This is a genomic window from Streptomyces sp. NBC_00190 (assembly GCF_036203305.1).
Lineage (GTDB): Bacteria > Actinomycetota > Actinomycetes > Streptomycetales > Streptomycetaceae > Streptomyces.
The window spans coordinates 2,453,293-2,472,897 of record NZ_CP108131.1 but is presented as its reverse complement, the minus strand read 5'-3'; the positions used below and the strand labels follow the sequence as shown (position 1 = coordinate 2,472,897).

Here is a 19,605-nt window from a genome sequence, read left to right as displayed (position 1 = left end):
ACAGTGCGGTAATGGAGACAGGGCCCGTACTGTGGGTTCTGTTGGTGACCTGGAGCACAGTCCGTCTAGAAGGGGGCGCGCGAAGCCCATGAGCGGTGTCATGAAGCGTATGGGGATGATCTTCCGCGCGAAGGCGAACAAGGCCCTGGACCGGGCCGAGGACCCGCGCGAGACCCTCGACTACTCGTACCAGAAGCAGCTCGAACTGCTTCAGAAGGTGCGCCGCGGAGTCGCCGACGTGGCGACCTCCCGCAAGCGTCTGGAACTGCAGCTGAACCAGCTCCAGGGGCAGTCCGCCAAGCTGGAGGACCAGGGCCGCAAGGCCCTCGCCCTGGGCCGCGAGGACCTGGCCCGCGAGGCCCTGTCCCGTCGCGCCTCGCTCCAGCAGCAGGTCAGCGACCTGGAGGTGCAGCACCAGACCCTGCAGGGCGAGGAGGAGAAGCTCACCCTCGCCGCGCAGCGCCTGCAGGCCAAGGTGGACGCTTTCCGGACGAAGAAGGAGACCATCAAGGCCACCTACACCGCGGCGCAGGCGCAGACCCGCATCGCGGAGTCCTTCTCCGGCATCTCCGAGGAGATGAGCGACGTCGGCCTGGCCATCCAGCGGGCCGAGGACAAGACCGCCCAGCTCCAGGCCCGCGCCGGCGCGATCGACGAGCTGCTGGCCTCCGGGGCCCTGGACGACCAGTCCGGTCTGGCGAGGGACGACATCCAGACCGAGCTGGACCGCCTGTCGGGCGGTACGGACGTGGAGCTGGAGCTCCAGCGGATGAAGGCGGAGCTGGCGGGCGGCCCGTCCGCGCAGCAGCAGGCCATCGAGGGCGGCGCCCAGGGCGCCGGCCAGCAGCCCCAGACCCAGCACCGCTTCGACAAGCAGTAGGACGGGGTCCGTCATGATTGTCCGCATCATGGGGGAAGGACAGGTGGAGCTGGCTGACAGCCACTTCGCCGAGCTCAACAAGCTGGACGACGACCTGCTCGCGGAGATGGAGAGCGGCGACGAAGAGGCCTTCCGGCGCACGCTGGGCGCGCTGCTCGAAGCCGTACGGCGGCTCGGCGTGCCGCTGCCCGACGACGCGCTGGAGCCGTCCGAGCTGATCCTGCCCGCCCCGGACGCGAGTCTCGACGAGGTCAGGGAGATGCTCAGCGACGACGGCCTGATCCCGGGCTGACCGGCGCCCCCGGTGAGCGGCCGAGTGCGGTACGACGGCGGGCCCGCCCCCCTTCCCGGGGGCGGGCCCGCCGTCGTACCGCGTCCTCACTGCCCGGGCGGCTTCTCCACGGCCGCCGCCCGCTCGGGGTCGGGGGTTCCGCCGATGAAGTTCTCGAACTTGCGGCGCGGCCCGGCCCAGCGCCGGTCGTGGTGGAAGGCGCGCAGGCCGGCCTTGGCCCGGGCGTGCGGGCGGTTCGCGTAGAACCTCTTCGCGTACGGGGACCCGGGCCGGGCCAGCCGGATCGCGCCGACCAGCGCCACCAGGGGGACCACCGTGCCGAAGATCGCGGTCCGCGCCTTGCCCTTCCACAGGGCGATCAGGGCGAGGAAGAAGTTGGTGGCGGTGTTCATGACGACCAGCCCGCGGCTCTGCCGCTCGTCGGGCGTCAGTTCGTTCACCCCGAAGGGCAGGAAGCCGCCCAGGACCAGGGCCACCAGCGCGGTCGTCAGGACCACGATCTCCACGCTCTTGCGGCCCTGCTCGCTCCAGTAGACGTCGTCGAGGTGCAGGATCAGCGCGAACTCGTCGAGCACCAGGCCCGCCCCCAGCCCGAAGATCACGGCGGAGACCATCGCGCCGAAGCCGTACCCGCCGGTGCCGACCGCCCCGAAACCGCCGATGATCACCAGGATCACCCCGGGCACCACGTGGTGGATGTGCATGCCGCCGGGGGTGACGTTCTTGAACGGCCCCCGTCCGGCCCGGATCAGGCGGGTGATCACGCGGGTGACCAGGAACGACGTCACGAAGGACAGCAGGGCGAGCAGCAGTGGCAGCTTCCCCGGTTCGACGATGTTCCGATACCACCAGTGACCCATCCCACTGACTCCCTGTTTGGACCGTAATGGGTAATTTACCGCCCGTGGTGAGCGGGTAGCGTTCGCGCCGATGACAGATTCGTTCGATGATCCGATCCTGACGCCGCCCCCGGAACGCGCCTCGTTCCCCGACGGCGTCCGCTTCGCGTTCGGCACCCTGACCGTGCTGCCCGCCCGCATCACCCGGTGGGACCGCCCCGCCGCACGCACCGGCATGGCCTGCGCACCGCTCGCCGGGCTGGTCGTGGGCGTGCTCGCCACCGTGCCCGGGGTGCTCCTGCTCGTACTCGGCGGGGGCCCGCTGCTCGCCGCGGCCGTCACCGTCGCCGTACCGGCCGCGCTGACCCGGGGCCTGCACCTGGACGGACTCGCCGACACGGCGGACGGCCTGGGCAGCGCCAAACCGGCAGAGGACGCGCTGCGGATCATGAAGCAGTCCGACATCGGCCCCTTCGGCGTCGTGGCCCTGGTGATCACGATGCTGGTGCAGGTGGCCGCCCTGTCCGACGTGTACGCCGACAGCTGGATCCGCGGCGCCCTCGCCGCCGTGACCGCCGCCGTGACCGCCCGCCTCGCCATGACCCTCGCCTCCCGCGAAGGAGTCCCTCCCGCCCGCCCCGAGGGACTCGGCGCGGCGGTCGCCGGGGTGGTCCCGCACGCCGCGGCCACCGTGATCGCCGCCCTGACCGTGGCGCTGGCCGCCACGGCCGCCCTCCCGCTGGGCCTCCCGGCCGCCGGCCGGCACGCGGCCGCGGTCCTGGCCGCCCTGCTCGCCGCGGAACTGCTGCTGCGCCGCTGCGTCCGCCGCTTCGACGGGGTCACCGGCGACGTCTTCGGAGCCCTGGCCGAGGTCTCCGCGACCACCGCCCTGATCGTCCTCGCCCTGGGCTGACCCGGCCCGGCCGCGCGGGCCCGCGTACCCTCACCCCGTGGACCACACTCCGACGGACCAGACCCCCGCGCCCGGCGCACCGATCAAGGTCCTGCTCGCCGACGACCAGGCTCTGCTGCGCAGCGCCTTCAAGGTGCTCGTGGACTCCGAGCCCGACATGGAGGTCGTCGGGGAGGCCTCCGACGGGGCGCAGGCCTACGAGCTCGCCCGGCGGACGCGCGCCGACGTCGTGCTGATGGACATCCGGATGCCCGGCACCGACGGGCTCGCCGCCACCCGCATGATCAGCCGCGATCCGGAACTCGCCGCCGTGCGCGTGGTGATGCTGACGACCTTCGAGGTCGACGAGTACGTCGCCGCCGCCCTGCGGGCCGGCGCCTCCGGCTTCCTCGGCAAGGGCGCCGAGCCCGAGGACCTCCTGAGCGCCATCCGGGTCGCGCACGCCGGCGAGGCCCTGCTCTCCCCGGCCGCCACCAAGGGGCTCATCGCCACCTTCCTCGCCCAGGGCGGCGGCGCGGACCCGGCCGCCGCCGCGGCCGCCGCCGGATCGCACGCGCAGCGGCTCGCCGCGCTGACCGTCCGGGAGCGCGAGGTCCTCGTACACGTCGCCGCGGGGCTGTCCAACGACGGGATCGCCGGACGGCTGGAAGTCAGCCCCCTCACCGTCAAGACCCACGTGAACCGGGCCATGGCCAAGCTCGGCGCCCGCGACCGTGCCCAATTGGTGGTCATTGCCTACGAATCGGGACTGGTCCGGCCGCGCGCCGAATAGCGGGCGGCGGTACGGGGCAGTGCGGGGCAGTACGGATCTGTACGGAGTAGTGCGGCGTACTGCGGACGCGGTATGCCGCAGATAAGGACAGGACCTGCGAGCGACGCAATCGCGCCGCGGCGTACGAAAGGCTGAAACTGCCCTCGCGTTCGCCACTGCAGAGAGATCTCATACCCATGTCCTGGCTGTCCCGCTTCAGCCTTGCCCAAAGGGCGTTGATCGGCCTCGTGTCGATCGTCGCGCTCCTCTTCGGCGCCATAGCCATCCCGCAGCTCAAGCAGCAGCTGCTGCCCTCCATCGAACTCCCGATGGTCTCCGTGCTCGCGCCGTACCAGGGCGCCTCGCCCGACGTGGTGGAGAAGCAGGTCGTCGAACCGATCGAGGCCATGCTCAAGGGCGTCGACGGCATCACCGGCATCACCTCCACCGCCAGCGAGGGCAACGCTCTCATCATGGCCACCTTCGACTACGGCGACAGCGGCACCAAGCAGCTCGTCGCCGACGTCCAGCAGGCCGTCAACCGGGCCCGCGTCCGGCTGCCCGCCGAGGTGGACCCGCAGGTGGTGGCCGGTTCCACCGACGACATCCCGACCGTCATCCTCGCCGTCACCTCCGGCAAGGACCAGCAGGCCCTCGCCGACCAGCTGGAGCGCTCCGTCGTCCCCGTCCTCTCGGACATCGAGGGCGTCGGCCAGGTCACCGTCGACGGCGTCCAGGACCTCCAGGTCACCGTCACCCCCGACAACGCCAAGCTCGCGGCCGCAGGCCTCGACGGCGCCGCCCTCGCCCAGGGCCTCCAGGCGGGCGGCGCGACCGTGCCGGCCGGCTCCTTCGACGAGGAGGGCAAGAACCGGACCGTCCGCGTCGGCGCCGGCTTCACCTCCCTCGCCCAGGTGGAGGACCTGCGCCTGAGCCCCGCACCGGGCAAGCCGGCGGTCCGGCTCGGCGACGTCGCCACCGTGAAGCAGGAGGCCGCCAAGGCCGTCTCCATCACCCGGACCAACGGCAAGCCCAGCCTCGCCCTCGTCCTCACCATGGACAAGGACGGCAGCGCCGTCGCCATCTCGGACGCCGTCAAGGACAAGCTCCCCGAGCTGCGTTCCACCCTCGGCTCCGGCGCCGACCTGAACGTCGTCAGCGACCAGGGCCCGGCCGTCGCCAAGTCCATCTCCAGCCTCACCACCGAGGGCCTGCTCGGCCTGCTCTTCGCGGTGATCGTGATCCTGGTCTTCCTGGGCTCGCTGCGCTCGACGCTGGTCACCGCGGTCTCCATCCCGCTGTCCGTCGTCCTCGCGCTCATCGTGCTCTGGACCCGCGACCTGTCGCTCAACATGCTGACGCTGGGCGCCCTCACCATCGCCATCGGCCGTGTCGTCGACGACTCGATCGTGGTCCTGGAGAACATCAAGCGCCACCTCGGCTACGGCGAGGAGCGCGAACAGGCCATCCTCACCGCCGTCAAGGAGGTGGCGGGCGCGGTCACCTCCTCCACGCTCACCACCGTCGCCGTCTTCCTGCCGATCGGCCTCACCGGCGGCATGATCGGCGAGCTCTTCGGCTCCTTCTCGCTCACCGTCACCGCCTCCCTGCTGGCCTCGCTGCTCGTCTCGCTCACCGTGGTGCCGGTGCTGTCGTACTGGTTCATGAGCACCCCGAAGGGCGTGAGCGCAGGGGACGCCGAGAGCGCCGCCCGGGCGCGGCGCGAGGCCGAGGAGAAGGAGGCGCGCAGCCGCCTGCAGAAGCTCTACGTCCGCGTCCTGGGCTTCGCCACCCGCCGTCGCCTGACCAGTGTGGTGATCGCGGTCGTCGTCCTCGTCGGCACCTTCGGGATGACCCCGCTGCTGAAGACCAACTTCTTCGACAAGGGCGAGCAGGAAGTCCTGACCATCAAGCAGGAGCTGGCCCCCGGCACCTCGCTGGCCGCCTCCGACGAGGCGAGCCGCAAGGTCGAGGGAGCGCTGGCCCAGGTCGACGGCGTCAAGAGCTACCAGGTCACCGTCGGCTCCTCCGGCTTCCTCGCGGCCTTCGGCGGCGGTACGGGCTCCAACCAGGCCTCGTACCAGGTCACCCTGAAGGACTCCGGCAAGGCGGACAGCGTCAAGGAGCAGATCGAGGGCAAGCTGGCCGCGCTCGACGGCATCGGCGAGACCCGTATCGCGTCGGGCGACGGCTTCGGCAACCAGAACCTCAGCGTGGTCGTCAAGGCCGGTGACGGCGAGGTCCTCGCCAAGGCCGCCGAGCAGGTGCGGGCCGAGGTGGCCACGCTGAAGAACGTCACCGACGTCCAGAGCGACCTCTCCCAGTCCGTGCCCCGGATCTCGGTGACCGCCACGCCCAAGGCGGCGGACGCCGGCCTGAACCAGGCCGCGCTCGGCGCGATCGTCGCGCAGGCCGTACGGGGCAACCCGGCGGGCAAGGCCGTCCTGGACAACACCGAACGGGACATCGTCATCAAGTCCGCCCAGCCGGCCACCACCCTGGCGCAGCTGCAGGCCCTCCCCGTCGGCCCGCTCAAGCTCGGCGACATCGCCGAGGTCAAGGTGGTCCCCGGACCGGTCGCGATGACCCGGATCGACGGCGCCCGCGCCGCCACCGTCACCGCGAAGCCGGTCGGCGACAACACGGGCGCGGTCAGCTCCGAGCTCCAGACGAAGCTCAAGGCCCTGGACCTGCCGGAGGGCGCCACGGCCTCCATCGGCGGCGTCTCGGAGGACCAGGACGAGGCCTTCGGCTCGCTCGGCCTGGCCATGCTCGCGGCCATCGCGATCGTGTTCATGCTGCTGGTCGCGACGTTCCGCTCGCTGATCCAGCCGCTGATCCTGCTGGTCTCCATCCCGTTCGCGGCGACCGGCGCGCTCGGCCTGCTGATCGCCACCGGCACCCCGATGGGCGTCCCGGCGATGATCGGCATGCTGATGCTCATCGGCATCGTCGTCACCAACGCGATCGTCCTGATCGACCTGGTCAACCAGTACCGCGCCCAGGGCCTGGGCGTCGTCGAAGCGGTCATCGAGGGCGGCCGGCACCGCCTGCGCCCGATCCTGATGACGGCCCTGGCGACGATCTTCGCGCTGCTCCCGATGGCGCTGGGCGTCACCGGGGAGGGCGGCTTCATCTCCCAGCCGCTCGCGGTCGTGGTGATCGGCGGCCTGGTCAGCTCGACCCTGCTGACGCTGCTCCTGGTGCCGACCCTCTACACGATGGTGGAACTGCGCAAGGAGCGCCGCCGCGCGAAGCGGACGGCCAAGCGCGAGGCCCGTCTGACGGTGGTCCCGGCACAGTCGTCCGCCCAGGACGACGAGACGCCGGCCACGGTCTGACCGCTCCAACAGGACAGGGGCGCCCGGGACATCCCGGGCGCCCCTGTCCGCGTGCGGCTACGGCAGCGCGAGCATCCGCTCCAGCGCGAGCTTCGCGAAGCTCTCCGTCTCCTTGTCGACCTGGATCTGGTTGACGAGGTTCCCCTCGGCCAGGGACTCCAGGGTCCACACCAGGTGGGGGAGGTCGATGCGGTTCATCGTCGAGCAGAAGCAGACCGTCTTGTCGAGGAAGACGACCTCCTTGTCCTCCGCGGCGAAACGGTTCGCCAGGCGGCGGACCAGGTTCAGCTCGGTGCCGATGGCCCACTTGGAGCCGGCCGGGGCCGCCTCCAGCGCCTTGATGATGTACTCCGTCGAGCCGACGTAGTCCGCGGCCGCGACGACCTCGTGCTTGCACTCGGGGTGCACCAGGACGTTCACGCCGGGGATGCGGGCGCGGACGTCGTTGACCGAGTCGACCGAGAACCGCCCGTGGACCGAGCAGTGCCCGCGCCACAGGATCATCTTGGCGTTCCGCAGCTGCTCGGCGGTCAGGCCGCCGTTCGGCTTGTGCGGGTTGTAGAGCACGCAGTCGTCCAGGGACATGCCCATGTCGCGGACGGCGGTGTTGCGGCCCAGGTGCTGGTCCGGGAGGAAGAGCACCTTCTCGCCCTGCTCGAAGGCCCACTCCAGAGCCTTCTTCGCGTTGGACGACGTACAGATCGTGCCGCCGTGCTTGCCGGTGAAGGCCTTGATGTCGGCGGAGGAGTTCATGTACGAGACGGGGACCGTCGCACCGGCGACACCGGCCTCGGTCAGCACGTCCCAGCACTCCGCGACCTGCTCGGCGGTGGCCATGTCGGCCATCGAGCAGCCGGCGGCCAGGTCCGGCAGGACGACCTTCTGGTCGTCCGAGGTCAGGATGTCCGCGGACTCGGCCATGAAGTGCACGCCGCAGAAGACGATGTACTCGGCCTCTGGCTTGGCGGCCGCGTCCTTGGCCAGCTTGAAGGAGTCGCCGGTGACGTCGGCGAACTCGATGACCTCGTCACGCTGGTAGTGGTGGCCCAGGATGAAGACCTTGTCCCCGAGCTTCTCCTTGGCCGCGCGGGCACGCGCCACGAGGTCCGGGTCCGACGGCGAGGGAAGGTCGCCGGGGCACTCCACCCCGCGCTCGCTCTTGGGGTCGGCCTCACGGCCGAGCAGCAGCAGGGCAAGGGGCGTCGGCTGGACGTCCAAAGGCTGGGCGGTGGTCACGACACGCACCCTTTCTGTTCTGCGACAAGGGGGACTTCTGGAGGTATCGCTACGACTTCTCGTCTATTTGACATTATCTATCATAACCTCTTCACGTCACTTTGACGATGCCGATAGTGTCAATGTGACGCATCAGCCCGTCGATGCGCCGGCTCGCCCGTCCCGCGGTGTGCGAGCATGAATATCTGAAACAAGCGTCGGGTCCCGGAATGAATCCGCGGTCCCGCTCGTTGCCACCGACGGCAAGAGTCCGACGTTTCCCTGCCTCCGGCGGGGAGCCGCCCACTTCGGGAGTGAATGCAGATGTCCGTACAGGACGACAAGACCACTGTGAGCGACGGCATCCTCCTGTCCGACGCCGCCGCCGAGAAGGTCAGGACCCTGCTGGAGCAGGAAGGCCGCGATGACCTGGCGCTGCGCGTCGCCGTCCAGCCCGGTGGCTGCTCCGGCCTGCGCTACCAGCTCTTCTTCGACGAGCGCTCCCTCGACGGCGACGTCGTGAAGGACTTCGACGGTGTGAAGGTCGTCACCGACCGGATGAGCTCCCCGTACCTGCACGGCGCCTCGATCGACTTCGTCGACACCATCGAGAAGCAGGGCTTCACGATCGACAACCCGAACGCCACTGGCTCCTGCGCCTGCGGCGACTCGTTCAGCTAAGCCGGCTCCACGCCGCACGACGAGGGCCCGCCTCCGGTCGCATCCGACCGGAGGCGGGCCCTCGCCGCATCTCCGCCGAGCTACTGCCGGGGAAGCGGCTTGCCCGTGGTGGCGTCGATCACCTTCCGGTCGCCCAGCGGCTGCTGGAGCGTCGCCGTCGCGGACATCTCCTGGGCGAGCATGATGCACGCCTGGCCGGGCTGGTTCGGGGTGTCCGTGATCTTCACCAGGACCGACGCGGCCTCCTCACGGGCCTCCAGGGCGTAGGTGCTGCACACGCTGCCCCAGAAGTTGACCGTCAGCTTCCGGTCGGCCTGCGCGTACGAGAATCCGGGCACCGTACGGCCGTTCTTCGGGCCGGGGGTGGTCTCCTGCGCGGCGGCCGGCTGGGCCACCGTGTGGCTGGGCGCGCCGCCCTGACCCGCCACCTCGAAGAGCCAGGCCGGGACCAGACCGCGCGCGCCGTCCACCGTCCCGGGGGCCAGGCCGAGCACGGCGCCCTTGACCGTCTCCGTGCGCGGCGGCTTCATCGGCCGCGGCTCCGGGTTGCACGGCGGCGTGTCCGTGGGCCCCACCGGATTGTCCGGATCCAGCGGGACCGAGGTCGCGCAGCCGCTGGGGCCCGTGCCGGTGCCGTCCGAACCGCCCGACTTCGCGTTCAGCCGGGCCAGCGCCTCCACGGCGCCGACCACCTGCTGGTCGGCCGCCCGTACCGGGGCCTTCAGCTCGCCGCTGCCCGCCACCACCGACGCGTCGGCGGCCACGCTCACCTTGGTGGACCACCCCTGGGTGGGGAGCCCGCCGATCACCGGGTCCGCGGTCACCACCCGCACCGCGTCCTGGGTGAGCCGGGCGTCGAGCTTCGCCCCCTCCTGGCCGACGGCGGCCAGCACCGCGCTCGCGGCGGCCTTGGCGGCCTCCTCGGACACCGGCTTGCCGGAAGCCGCGGTCCCCGCGTCCTTCGGCAGGGTGGCGGGGCCGCAGGTGTCCTTGCCGCGCTTGCAGTCGTCCCCGGCGCCGTTGCCCTGCACCTGGAAGCGGTTGAAGTTCCAGGTCCCCGGTGCCGTACGGGTCACCGTGAGCCGGGGCCCGGAGCCGTCGGCGGCCTCCCCGGCCACCCAGACGTCCCCGTTCAGCTGCGGCGCGCCCGTGATCCCCAGGGCCGCTGCGAGGCGGGCCACCTCGGCGGAGGTGACCTCGCCCGACGCGGTGTAGCCGGGTGCGGACGCCGGCGCCTCCGGAAGCGGGACGTCGGCCCGGTAGACCACACCGCCACCGGACGGGTCGGGCTCCCCGGGCGCGATGCCGGGCCCCGTGGGACTGCCCGCGTCGCGGGGCGCCGAGGCCGCGCTGCTCTTCGTACGGTCGCCCGAGGCGTCCCCGTGCGCGGTGGACGCCCAGTACGCGGTACCGCCGCCGGTCAGCAGGACGGCGGCCGCGATCGAGCCGATGGCCCAGGACGGCCGCCGTCGTGTGCCGCCTGATGTGCCGGGTTCTTCGCTGGTCACCGCATCGCTCCTTCACCTGTTCCGTCCTGCCTGATGCGGGTGTGACGGAACAGACGCGCAACCGGTTCCCTTGTCCGGCTCCCTTACTGGTCCCCGTACGCGGCGGTGGCGGCGATCAGCCGCGCCGAGGCCGGCGGGACGCTGATCCCGTGGATCTGCGAGGGCGCCACGCGGACCGGGCGCGGGCCCGCCGGGACCGCCCAGTGCGGGGCCATCCGGGCACAGTCGCCCAGCAGGCGTGCGAAGCCGGGCCGCCGAGGGCCTTCCGCGACGCGCGCGTCGGAGGTGTACTCGGAGTAGCCGTAGTCGTCGGTATAGGTCATGAAGGCACCGTAGGCACCGTGCCTCTCGTGAAGAAAGAGCTACTACGGGGTAGTTTCAGCCGTTCGGCCCGGGGCCCTGGACCGGGTAGTTTTGACTGTCCCCTTGCCGTCCTCCGCAGGAGCGTCCACGCCGTGCGCATCGCAGTCACCGGCTCCATCGCCACCGACCACCTCATGACCTTCCCCGGCCGATTCGCCGACCAGCTGGTCGCGGACCAGCTGCACACGGTCTCCCTCTCCTTCCTCGTCGACAACCTCGACGTCCGGCGGGGCGGTGTCGGCCCGAACATCTGCTTCGGAATGGGGCAGCTCGGCAGCCGCCCGGTCCTGGTCGGGGCCGCCGGCTCCGACTTCGACGAGTACCGCGCCTGGCTGGACCGGCACGGCGTCGACACCGAGTCCGTCCGGATCTCCGAGGTCCTGCACACCGCACGCTTCGTGTGCACCACGGACTCCGACCACAACCAGATCGGCTCCTTCTACACGGGCGCGATGAGCGAGGCCCGCCTGATCGAGCTGAAGTCCGTCGCCGACCGCGTGGGCGGGCTGGACCTGGTCCTGATCGGCGCGGACGACCCCGAGGCGATGCTGCGCCACACGGAGGAGTGCCGCACGCGCGGGATCCCCTTCGCCGCCGACTTCTCGCAGCAGATCGCCCGGATGGACGGCGACAACATCCGCACCCTGATGGAGGGCGCGACGTACCTCTTCTCGAACGAGTACGAGAAGGGCCTCATCGAGTCGAAGTCGGGCTGGACGGACGCGGAGATCCTCGCGAAGGTCGGCACGCGGGTGACCACGCTGGGCTCGCAGGGCGTGCGGATCGAGCGCGCGGGCGAGGACCCGATCGAGGTCGGCTGCCCCGAGGAGAACGCGAAGGTCGACCCGACGGGTGTCGGCGACGCGTTCCGTGCCGGGTTCCTGACCGGGCTGAGCTGGGGCGTCGGCCTGGAGCGCGCCGCCCAGCTGGGCTGCATGCTCGCGACGCTGGTCATCGAGACGCTCGGCACCCAGGAGTACACCCTGGCCCGGGCCCACTTCATGGAGCGCTTCACCAAGGCCTACGGCGACGAGGCGGCGGCGGAGGTCCGCGCCCACCTGTCCTAGGCGCCGCCGTGCCCGGGCGGCGGGGCCCACCCCCGCCGCCCCCGCGGCTCCGCCGCACCGTCCGGCCCCGCCGATATGTGAGCCCCGGGCCCGCCCCAGCCCCACCGGGCCCGCCCCAGCCCCACCGGGTCCGAGCCCGGGCCGACCGGGTCCGAGTCCGGGCCGACGGGGTCAGACGGTTCGGCGGACCCGGTACGCCACGCCCCCCGGGACAGGGGCCTCGCCCAGGTAGGCGTGCCCGCGCATCCCGCACCACGCCGGGATGTCCAGCCGGGCCACCTCGTCGTCCGACAGGACGGTCACCGTGCCGCCCACCGGCACCCGCCCGATGGCGCGGGCCAGCTCGATCACCGGCTGCGGGCAGCGCAGCCCGAGCGCGTCGACCTCGACCGCGTCGGCCTCCGGGGCCGCCGGCTCGGGGGCCGTCACCCCCAGCCGGTCCCGTACCCCCGCCACCGCACCCGGCAGCACCTCCAGGAACGCGTTCACCTCCTCCGCGGACGTCCCCGGCGGCAGCGAGACCCGTACGTTCCCCTCTGACAGCACCCCCATCGCCCGGAGCACATGACTCGGGGTCAGCGTGGAGCTGGTGCAGGACGAGCCCGAATTGACCGAGAAGCCCGCCCGGTCCAGTTCGTGGAGCAGGACCTCCCCGTCGACGTACAGGCAGGAGAAGGTGACCAGATGCGGAAGCCTGCGGTCCGGGTCGCCCACCACGTCCACGTCCGGGACGAGCCGGACCACCCGGCGCCGGATCCGGTCCACCAGGATCCGCAGCCGGGCCGCCTCCGCGTCGGCTTCGGCCCGTACGGCACGCAAGGACGCCGCGGCCGCCACGATCGCGGGGAGGTTCGCGAAGCCGGGGGAGCGGCCCGACTCCCGTTCGTCCGTGGGGCCTTGGGGCGAGAAGCGGACCCCCTTGCGCACCGCCAGCAGGCCGACCCCCGGCGGGCCGCCCCACTTGTGCGCGCTCGCCGCCAGGACGGACCAGGCGCCTTCCACCGGCCCCCAGCCCAGCGACTGCGCCGCGTCCACCAGCAGCGGTACCCCCGCTTCCGCGCAGACCTCGGCGACCTCCGCCACCGGCTGGACCGTGCCCACCTCGTGGTTGGCGGACTGGAGGCAGGCCAGCGCGGTCGACGCCCCCACGGCCTCGCGGTAACCCGCCGCCGTCACGGCGCCCGTACGGTCCACCTGAACCTCGGTCACCGTCCCGCCGCGCGCCTCGTGCGCCTCCGCCGCGTGGAGTACAGAACTGTGTTCGACCGCTGATACGACCAGATGCCCGCCGATCCGCCGACGGCCCGCGAGGACCCCCGCCACCCCCGTGTGAACCGCGTGCGTCCCCGAAGGAGTGAACACGAGCTCGTCGGCCCGGCATCCCACCGCCTCCGCGGCCGCCTCCCGCGCCGCGTCCAGCAGCAGCCGGGCCCTCCTGCCCTCCCGGTACAGCCGGGCCGGATCGGCCCAGCCCTCGTCGAGGGAGGCCTGCAACGCCTGCCGGGTCACGGGGTGCAGGGGAGCGGCGGACGCGCTGTCGAAGTACGGCATCCGGTCACGGTAAGGCAGGGGCTCGGCCGGGGGTCCTCCGGACGGGTCCGGGGGAGCGCCGTTGAGGGGTGGCGAACGGGAGACGGGCGGGACGGAGCCCGGACGCGTACGAGGTCAGGGGGCGTCAGATGTGCCCCGGAGCCCACCATTCACGGCCATTCGCGCCGTCCCCCGTACGGCGGATCCATCCCTTCGGGGGCAGTAGCGGCGCGTTGGGCACCCTCCCCGCGCGACCCCAAATAGCGTCCAGTAGGGTTTGGTCCGCATAAACATCCAAACCCCTGCCTGCGTCAGGGCCGGCGACCGACCCGAACACGGCCGCGGCCGGCCGCGCGGGCCGAGACTCTCGGGAAGGCGCTACGTGAGTCCCTACGGCTCCGACCGCTCGCCGCGGCGCCCGATGCGGCGGAAGCTGCTCCAGGCGCTGACTGCGGGCGCGGTCCTGGCGACCGCCACTGGTTGCTCGTACAACTGGCAAGACTTCCCCCGCCTCGGAATGCCCTATCCGGTCACGGAGGAGGCGCCTCGCATCCTGTCCCTGTGGCAGGGGTCGTGGGCAGCTGCTCTCATCACGGGCATCCTGGTCTGGGGCCTGATCATCTGGAGCATCATCTTCCACCGGCGCAGCCGGACGAAGGTGGAGGTTCCTCCGCAGACCCGGTACAACATGCCCATCGAGGCGCTGTACACCGTGGTCCCGCTCATCATCGTCTCGGTGCTCTTCTACTTCACCGCGCGTGACGAGTCGAAGCTGCTCGCGCTCACCAAGCCGGCGCACACGATCAACGTGGTCGGCTTCCAGTGGAGCTGGGGCTTCAACTACGTCGAGAACGTCGACGGCGACGGTGCGACCCCGAAGGCGGGCGAGGTTCCCAAGGCGCTCGCCAACATCCCGGACCGTTTCACCAAGGACTTCCCGCTGGGCGCCGAAGGCGTCTACGAGAAGGGCGTCCCGGGCGACCAGAACCCGCAGACGGGCAACCCGGGGCCGACCCTGTGGCTGCCCAAGGGCGAGAAGGTCCGCTTCATCCTGTCGTCGAACGACGTCATCCACTCCTTCTGGGTGGTCCCGTTCCTCTTCAAGCAGGACGTCATCCCGGGCCACACCAATGTCTTCGAGGTCATTCCTTCGCAAGAGGGTGTCTTCATGGGCAAGTGCGCCGAGCTCTGCGGTGTCGACCACTCCCGGATGCTCTTCAACGTCAAGGTCGTCTCGCCCGAGGAATACCGGGCGCACCTCAAGGAACTGGCCGAGAAGGGGCAGACCGGCTTCCTCCCGGCCGGCATCAAGCAGACTGACCCGGCCCGGAATGCGGAGACGAACAAACTGTGAGCATCCTCAACGAATCTCAGGGTGCCGCCGCCGACTCGTATGAGAACGAGCTGCCGGTACGGCGCAAGCAGCCGGGCAATGTCGTCGTGAAGTGGCTTACCACTACCGACCACAAGACCATCGGCACGATGTACCTGGTCACTTCGTTCGTGTTCTTCCTCATCGGCGGCATCCTGGCGCTCTTCATGCGCGCCGAGCTGGCCCGTCCGGGCACGCAGATCATGTCGAACGAGCAGTTCAACCAGGCGTTCACGATGCACGGCACGATCATGCTGCTGATGTTCGCGACGCCGCTCTTCGCCGGATTCGCCAACTGGATCATGCCGCTGCAGATCGGCGCGCCCGACGTGGCGTTCCCGCGGCTGAACATGTTCGCGTACTGGCTGTACCTCTTCGGCTCGACCATCGCGGTGGCCGGCTTCGTCACGCCGAACGGCGCCGCCGACTTCGGCTGGTTCGCCTACTCCCCGCTGTCGGACGCGGTCCGCTCGCCGGGCATCGGCGCCGACATGTGGATCATGGGTCTGGCCTTCTCCGGCTTCGGCACGATCCTCGGCTCGGTCAACTTCATCACCACGATCATCTGCATGCGCGCGCCCGGCATGACGATGTTCCGCATGCCGATCTTCACCTGGAACGTGCTGCTGACCGGTGTCCTGGTCCTGCTCGCCTTCCCGGTGCTGGCCGCCGCGCTCTTCGCGCTGGAGGCCGACCGCAAGTTCGGTGCGCATGTGTTCGACGCCTCGAACGGCGGGGCATTGCTGTGGCAACACCTCTTCTGGTTCTTCGGACACCCAGAGGTGTACATCATCGCGCTGCCATTCTTCGGAATCGTTTCAGAGATCATCCCGGTCTTCTCGCGCAAGCCGATGTTCGGTTACATCGGCCTGATCGCCGCGACGATCGCGATCGCCGGCCTCTCCGTGACCGTGTGGGCCCACCACATGTACGTCACGGGCGGTGTGCTGCTGCCGTTCTTCTCCTTCATGACCTTCCTGATCGCGGTACCGACCGGTGTGAAGTTCTTCAACTGGATCGGCACCATGTGGAAGGGCTCGCTGTCCTTCGAGACCCCGATGCTCTGGACGATCGGCTTCCTGGTCACCTTCACCTTCGGTGGTCTGACCGGCGTCATCCTGGCCTCGCCCCCGATGGACTTCCACGTTTCCGACTCGTACTTCGTCGTCGCACACTTCCACTACGTCGTCTTCGGCACCGTGGTGTTCGCGATGTTCGCCGGCTTCCACTTCTGGTGGCCGAAGTTCACGGGCAAGATGCTGGACGAGCGCCTCGGCAAGGTCACCTTCTGGACGCTGTTCATCGGCTTCCACGGCACGTTCCTGGTGCAGCACTGGCTGGGTGCCGAGGGCATGCCGCGTCGTTACGCGGACTACCTCGCCGCCGACGGCTTCACCACCCTGAACACGATCTCGACGATCAGCTCGTTCCTGCTGGGCCTGTCGATCCTGCCGTTCATGTACAACGTCTGGAAGACGGCGAAGTACGGCAAGAAGATCGAGGTCGACGACCCGTGGGGCTACGGCCGTTCGCTCGAGTGGGCGACGTCCTGCCCGCCGCCGCGGCACAACTTCCTCACCCTGCCGCGGATCCGCTCCGAGTCCCCGGCGTTCGACCTGCACCACCCGGAGATCGCGGCCCTCGACCACCTCGAGGACCACAGCGCGGCCGCCGCGGCCGTCACCGGTGGCAAGGAGGCCGACAAGTGAAGATCCAGGGCAAGCTGTTCCTTTGGCTCTCGGCCTTCATCCTGATCATGGCCGTCGTGTACGGCGTGTGGTCGAAGGAGCCCGTCGGCACCACCGCGCTCTTCCTGGCCTTCGGCCTGAGCGTCATGATCGGCTACTACCTGGCCTTCACGGCCAAGCGCGTGGACGAGATGGCCCAGGACAACCTGGAGGCCGACGTCGCCGACGAGGCGGGCGAGCTGGGGTTCTTCGCCCCGCACAGCTGGCAGCCGCTCTCGCTGGGCATCGGCGGTGCGCTCGCGTTCATGGGTGTCATCTTCGGCTGGTGGCTCATGTACTTCTCGGCCCCGATCATCGTGATCGGCCTGTGGGGCTGGGTGTACGAGTACTACCGCGGTGAGAACCAGAACCAGTAGTACCGAAAGCGCCGGTCGCAGGACCGGTATCAGCGCTGAACCTGGGGCCCGGACACCTCTTCGGAGGAGTCCGGGCCCCTCGTTTGCAGTCACCCCGCGCGCCGTATTTGTCATATCTTCATAGCGTTGGCCCCATGAAGCACTCACCGCGTCTTTGGACGGTACTCAGCTGCTCCCTGCTGGTCGCGTCCCTCGGGGCCGGCGCCACCGCATGCGGGTCCGACGACAACCCGCTGTCAGCCCGCCCGTACGACGCGGGCGATCAAGTCGCCTTCAACCAGGCGGCCGGCGGTCGCCCCGTGGACCCCGACAAGCCCCTCGAAGTCACTACGAAGGGGGGTGAGGCACGCATCACCGACGTCACGGTCGTGGACACCCACGGCCGCCGCCTGGCGGGCGAACTCTCCGCCAAGGGCGACCGCTGGCACAACACGGTCTCGATGTCCGCCGGTGTCCGCTACACGGTCACCGTCAGCACCGAGAACGCGAAGGGCGCCCCAGGGCAGCGCACGATCTCCTTCGACACCACCCCGGCCAAAGGTGTCCTGCAGGTCGAATTCGGCCCGGACGCGGGCAAGTACGGCGTCGGGCAGCCCCTCACGGCCGAACTCAGCGAACCCGTCAAGGACAAGGCCGCCCGCGCGGTCGTCGAGCGGGGCCTGCTCGTCAGCGCCCCCGCGGGCGTCGAGGGCGCCTGGTACTGGGTCGACGACAAGAAGCTCCACTACCGGCCCAAGGAGTACTGGCCCGCCAACACCGAGGTCTCCGTACGGAGCAACCTGGAGGGCGTCAAGATCTCCGACCACCTCTACGGGGCCGCGGCCAAGCCGCTGAAGCTGGAGATCGGCGACCGCGTCGAGGTCACCACGGACGCCTCCTCGCACTACCTCACGTTCAAGCGCAACGGAGAAGTGATCAACACCATTCCGGTGACCACCGGAAAGCCCGGCTTCTCCACCCGCAACGGGGTCAAGGTGGTACTCGGCAAGCAGTACTTCGTCCAGATGCGCGGCGACACCGTCGGCATCGGCGGCAGCGAGTACTACAACCTGCCCGTTTACTACGCCACTCGCGTCACCTGGAGTGGTGAATACGTCCACGCCGCGCCGTGGTCCGTCGGCTCCCAGGGCTACGAGAACGTCAGCCACGGCTGCACCGGCATGAGCACCGGCAACGCCGCCTGGTTCTACGAGAACATCACCGAGGGCGACATCGTCAAGGTGATCAACAGCATCGGCGACGACATGGACACCTTCGGCAACGGCTACGGCGACTGGAACATGGACTGGAAGGAATGGCGCGAGGGCAGCGCCCTCCTCAAGGGCACCCAGGAAGGCCGCAGCACCATCGACCAGGCCCGCCTGCGCCCCACCGTCTGAGAGCCGGGGCCCGCCGCGGGCCTGCGGGAAACCCCGTAGGCCCGCGAACGCCCTGTCAGGCGGCCGTGAGGCGGCTGGAAGCGGCCGTCAGGCGGCCGAGGACGACAGGCGGGAGCGCAGGAGGGCCGCCAGGGCGTCCGCGAACTCCACCGGGTCCACCGGAAGGGTCACGGCGGCGTCCGCGCGGCTCCAGGTGGCCAGCCAGGCGTCCTGGGGGCGCCCCATCAACAGCAGCACCGGGGGACACCGGAAGATCTCGTCCTTGATCTGCCGGCACACGCCCATGCCGCCGGCCGGAACCGCCTCGCCGTCGAGCACGCACACGTCGATGCCGCCCGCGTCCAGCTCCGTCAGCACCGCCGGCAGCGTCGCGCACTCCAGGAACTCCACCGGCGGCAGGTCCGCGGCCGGCCTGCGCCCGGCCGCCAGCCGCACCTGCTCCCGGGTGCCCGCGTCGTCGCTGTAGACCAGAACCCGCGCAGTCGCCCGCATTTCGTTCCTCCACATGTCACGTGAATCACGTTGATGTTGCGCGGGATGCTACTCCTCCCGATGCGTTGTCAACATCGGTTCGCACGGCCTCGTACGAGACGTTCATGGGGACATCTGATGGGCCGTTCGGGCCTTGCACACGCCCCGGACACTCCGAACGGCACCCCCCGGGGTGAGGGCGGGATAAGCGACCGACATAATGTCGGTCGTGGCGACAGCAACGACAGTAGATACCGGGCACGCGCACCCGACGGTCAACCGGCCGAACCTCGTCAGCGTCGGAACCATCATCTGGTTGAGTTCCGAGCTGATGTTCTTCGCGGCCCTCTTCGCGATGTACTTCACCCTGCGATCCGTGACAGGCCCCGAGTACTGGACAGAGCAGGCTGACTTCCTGAATCTGCCCTTCTCGGCGACGAACACGACGATCCTGGTGCTCTCCTCGCTCACCTGCCAGCTCGGCGTATTCGCCGCCGAGCGCGGTGACGTGAAGAAGCTCAGGACGTGGTTCATCATCACGTTCGTCATGGGTGCGATCTTCATTGGCGGCCAGGTGTTCGAGTACACCGAGCTGGTCACGCACGAGGGCCTGAGCCTCTCGTCCGGACCGTACGGCTCGGTGTTCTACCTGACCACCGGCTTCCACGGTCTGCACGTGACGGGCGGTCTCATCGCCTTCCTGCTGGTCCTCGGCCGGACGTACGCGGCCAAGAGGTTCACCCACGAACAGGCCACGTCGGCCATCGTCGTGTCCTACTACTGGCACTTCGTCGATGTCGTCTGGATCGGCCTCTTCGCGACGATCTACCTGATCAAGTAGCGAACACGTCACCGGGCCCGACCCGGCACTCCATCCAGAAACACCGACGCAGAAGATC

The 19,605-nt window shown here is 70.0% G+C and carries 18 protein-coding genes; 12 read left to right on the top strand and 6 right to left on the bottom strand.

Annotated elements, in window-relative coordinates:
• Positions 1 to 88: 88 nt before the first annotated feature.
• Both OG429_RS12040 and pspAA read left to right on the top strand, forming a co-directional pair.
• Positions 89 to 880: a PspA/IM30 family protein gene (locus OG429_RS12040; protein ID WP_328925305.1), complete on the top strand. Its 792-nt coding sequence runs from the start codon at positions 89 to 91 to the stop codon at positions 878 to 880.
• A gap of 13 nt (positions 881 to 893) precedes the next feature.
• A complete protein-coding gene (gene pspAA / locus OG429_RS12035) occupies positions 894 to 1,172 on the top strand; it encodes a PspA-associated protein PspAA (protein ID WP_328925304.1) in 279 nt (92 codons plus the stop codon).
• An 86-nt stretch (positions 1,173 to 1,258) separates the two neighbouring features.
• Here pspAA and OG429_RS12030 read toward each other — a convergent pair whose 3' ends face one another.
• Positions 1,259 to 2,032 carry a hypothetical protein gene (locus tag OG429_RS12030; RefSeq protein WP_328925303.1) on the bottom strand — a complete coding sequence of 258 codons (774 nt, stop codon included), beginning with the start codon at positions 2,030 to 2,032 and terminating at the stop codon, positions 1,259 to 1,261.
• 70 nt (positions 2,033 to 2,102) lie between these two features.
• Here OG429_RS12030 and cobS point away from each other — a divergent pair, with 70 nt between their 5' ends.
• The 3 genes from cobS to OG429_RS12015 all read left to right on the top strand — a co-directional run bounded on the left by cobS (position 2,103) and on the right by OG429_RS12015 (position 7,016).
• Positions 2,103 to 2,924, top strand: coding sequence for an adenosylcobinamide-GDP ribazoletransferase (cobS, locus tag OG429_RS12025; RefSeq protein WP_328925302.1), 822 nt, complete (start codon positions 2,103 to 2,105; stop codon positions 2,922 to 2,924).
• A gap of 37 nt (positions 2,925 to 2,961) precedes the next feature.
• Positions 2,962 to 3,696 carry a response regulator transcription factor gene (locus tag OG429_RS12020; protein ID WP_328925301.1) on the top strand — a complete coding sequence of 245 codons (735 nt, stop codon included), beginning with the start codon at positions 2,962 to 2,964 and terminating at the stop codon, positions 3,694 to 3,696.
• Positions 3,697 to 3,872: 176 nt separating this feature from the next.
• Positions 3,873 to 7,016, top strand: a complete 3,144-nt coding sequence (locus OG429_RS12015) for an efflux RND transporter permease subunit (protein ID WP_328925300.1) — start codon at positions 3,873 to 3,875, stop codon at positions 7,014 to 7,016.
• A 57-nt stretch (positions 7,017 to 7,073) separates the two neighbouring features.
• Here OG429_RS12015 and nadA read toward each other — a convergent pair whose 3' ends face one another.
• Entirely contained in the window at positions 7,074 to 8,261 is a 1,188-nt protein-coding gene (nadA, locus tag OG429_RS12010) for a quinolinate synthase NadA (RefSeq protein WP_266577638.1), read from the bottom strand.
• Positions 8,262 to 8,555: 294 nt separating this feature from the next.
• Here nadA and erpA point away from each other — a divergent pair, with 294 nt between their 5' ends.
• Positions 8,556 to 8,912: an iron-sulfur cluster insertion protein ErpA gene (erpA, locus tag OG429_RS12005; protein ID WP_030010511.1), complete on the top strand. Its 357-nt coding sequence runs from the start codon at positions 8,556 to 8,558 to the stop codon at positions 8,910 to 8,912.
• 80 nt (positions 8,913 to 8,992) lie between these two features.
• Here the strand turns inward: erpA and OG429_RS12000 are convergent, their stop codons facing one another.
• Positions 8,993 to 10,420: a hypothetical protein gene (locus OG429_RS12000; RefSeq protein WP_328925299.1), complete on the bottom strand. Its 1,428-nt coding sequence runs from the start codon at positions 10,418 to 10,420 to the stop codon at positions 8,993 to 8,995.
• Positions 10,421 to 10,503: 83 nt separating this feature from the next.
• Complete coding sequence (locus OG429_RS11995) at positions 10,504 to 10,743, bottom strand: hypothetical protein (protein ID WP_328925298.1); 240 nt, start codon at positions 10,741 to 10,743, stop codon at positions 10,504 to 10,506.
• Between the two features lie 132 nt (positions 10,744 to 10,875).
• Between OG429_RS11995 and OG429_RS11990 the strand changes: the two genes are divergently transcribed.
• Positions 10,876 to 11,850 (top strand): carbohydrate kinase family protein, encoded by a 975-nt coding sequence (locus OG429_RS11990; protein WP_328925297.1) that lies wholly within the window; start codon positions 10,876 to 10,878, stop codon positions 11,848 to 11,850.
• Between the two features lie 171 nt (positions 11,851 to 12,021).
• Here the strand turns inward: OG429_RS11990 and OG429_RS11985 are convergent, their stop codons facing one another.
• On the bottom strand, positions 12,022 to 13,401 hold the full coding sequence (locus tag OG429_RS11985) for a cysteine desulfurase/sulfurtransferase TusA family protein (RefSeq protein WP_328925296.1): 1,380 nt from the start codon (positions 13,399 to 13,401) through the stop codon (positions 12,022 to 12,024).
• Between the two features lie 361 nt (positions 13,402 to 13,762).
• Between OG429_RS11985 and ctaC the strand changes: the two genes are divergently transcribed.
• From ctaC to OG429_RS11965, 4 genes are all read left to right on the top strand, one after another.
• Complete coding sequence (gene ctaC, locus OG429_RS11980) at positions 13,763 to 14,734, top strand: aa3-type cytochrome oxidase subunit II (protein ID WP_328925295.1); 972 nt, start codon at positions 13,763 to 13,765, stop codon at positions 14,732 to 14,734.
• Positions 14,731 to 16,461, top strand: a complete 1,731-nt coding sequence (ctaD, locus tag OG429_RS11975) for an aa3-type cytochrome oxidase subunit I (RefSeq protein WP_328925294.1) — start codon at positions 14,731 to 14,733, stop codon at positions 16,459 to 16,461. Before ctaC ends, ctaD begins: the two co-directional genes overlap by 4 nt.
• Positions 16,458 to 16,856, top strand: coding sequence for a cytochrome c oxidase subunit 4 (locus tag OG429_RS11970; protein ID WP_328925293.1), 399 nt, complete (start codon positions 16,458 to 16,460; stop codon positions 16,854 to 16,856). The genes ctaD and OG429_RS11970 overlap by 4 nt, the downstream gene beginning before the upstream one ends.
• 134 nt (positions 16,857 to 16,990) lie before the next feature.
• On the top strand, positions 16,991 to 18,235 hold the full coding sequence (locus OG429_RS11965; protein ID WP_328925292.1) for a L,D-transpeptidase: 1,245 nt from the start codon (positions 16,991 to 16,993) through the stop codon (positions 18,233 to 18,235).
• Positions 18,236 to 18,322: 87 nt separating this feature from the next.
• Here the strand turns inward: OG429_RS11965 and OG429_RS11960 are convergent, their stop codons facing one another.
• A complete protein-coding gene (locus OG429_RS11960) occupies positions 18,323 to 18,727 on the bottom strand; it encodes a hypothetical protein (protein ID WP_215140598.1) in 405 nt (134 codons plus the stop codon).
• A gap of 199 nt (positions 18,728 to 18,926) precedes the next feature.
• Between OG429_RS11960 and ctaE the strand changes: the two genes are divergently transcribed.
• Entirely contained in the window at positions 18,927 to 19,547 is a 621-nt protein-coding gene (ctaE, locus tag OG429_RS11955; protein WP_328925291.1) for an aa3-type cytochrome oxidase subunit III, read from the top strand.
• Positions 19,548 to 19,605 lie beyond the last annotated feature (58 nt).

Coding starts and splice junctions, on each gene's coding strand:
- OG429_RS12040 (WP_328925305.1), top strand. CDS start 89: ATGAGCGGTGTCATGAAGCGTATGGGGATGATCTTCCGCGCGAAGGCG.
- pspAA (WP_328925304.1), top strand. CDS start 894: ATGATTGTCCGCATCATGGGGGAAGGACAGGTGGAGCTGGCTGACAGC.
- OG429_RS12030 (WP_328925303.1), bottom strand. CDS start 2,032: ATGGGTCACTGGTGGTATCGGAACATCGTCGAACCGGGGAAGCTGCCA.
- cobS (WP_328925302.1), top strand. CDS start 2,103: ATGACAGATTCGTTCGATGATCCGATCCTGACGCCGCCCCCGGAACGC.
- OG429_RS12015 (WP_328925300.1), top strand. CDS start 3,873: ATGTCCTGGCTGTCCCGCTTCAGCCTTGCCCAAAGGGCGTTGATCGGC.
- erpA (WP_030010511.1), top strand. CDS start 8,556: ATGTCCGTACAGGACGACAAGACCACTGTGAGCGACGGCATCCTCCTG.
- OG429_RS11995 (WP_328925298.1), bottom strand. CDS start 10,743: ATGACCTATACCGACGACTACGGCTACTCCGAGTACACCTCCGACGCG.
- OG429_RS11985 (WP_328925296.1), bottom strand. CDS start 13,401: ATGCCGTACTTCGACAGCGCGTCCGCCGCTCCCCTGCACCCCGTGACC.
- OG429_RS11965 (WP_328925292.1), top strand. CDS start 16,991: ATGAAGCACTCACCGCGTCTTTGGACGGTACTCAGCTGCTCCCTGCTG.
- OG429_RS11960 (WP_215140598.1), bottom strand. CDS start 18,727: ATGCGGGCGACTGCGCGGGTTCTGGTCTACAGCGACGACGCGGGCACC.
- ctaE (WP_328925291.1), top strand. CDS start 18,927: ATGTCGGTCGTGGCGACAGCAACGACAGTAGATACCGGGCACGCGCAC.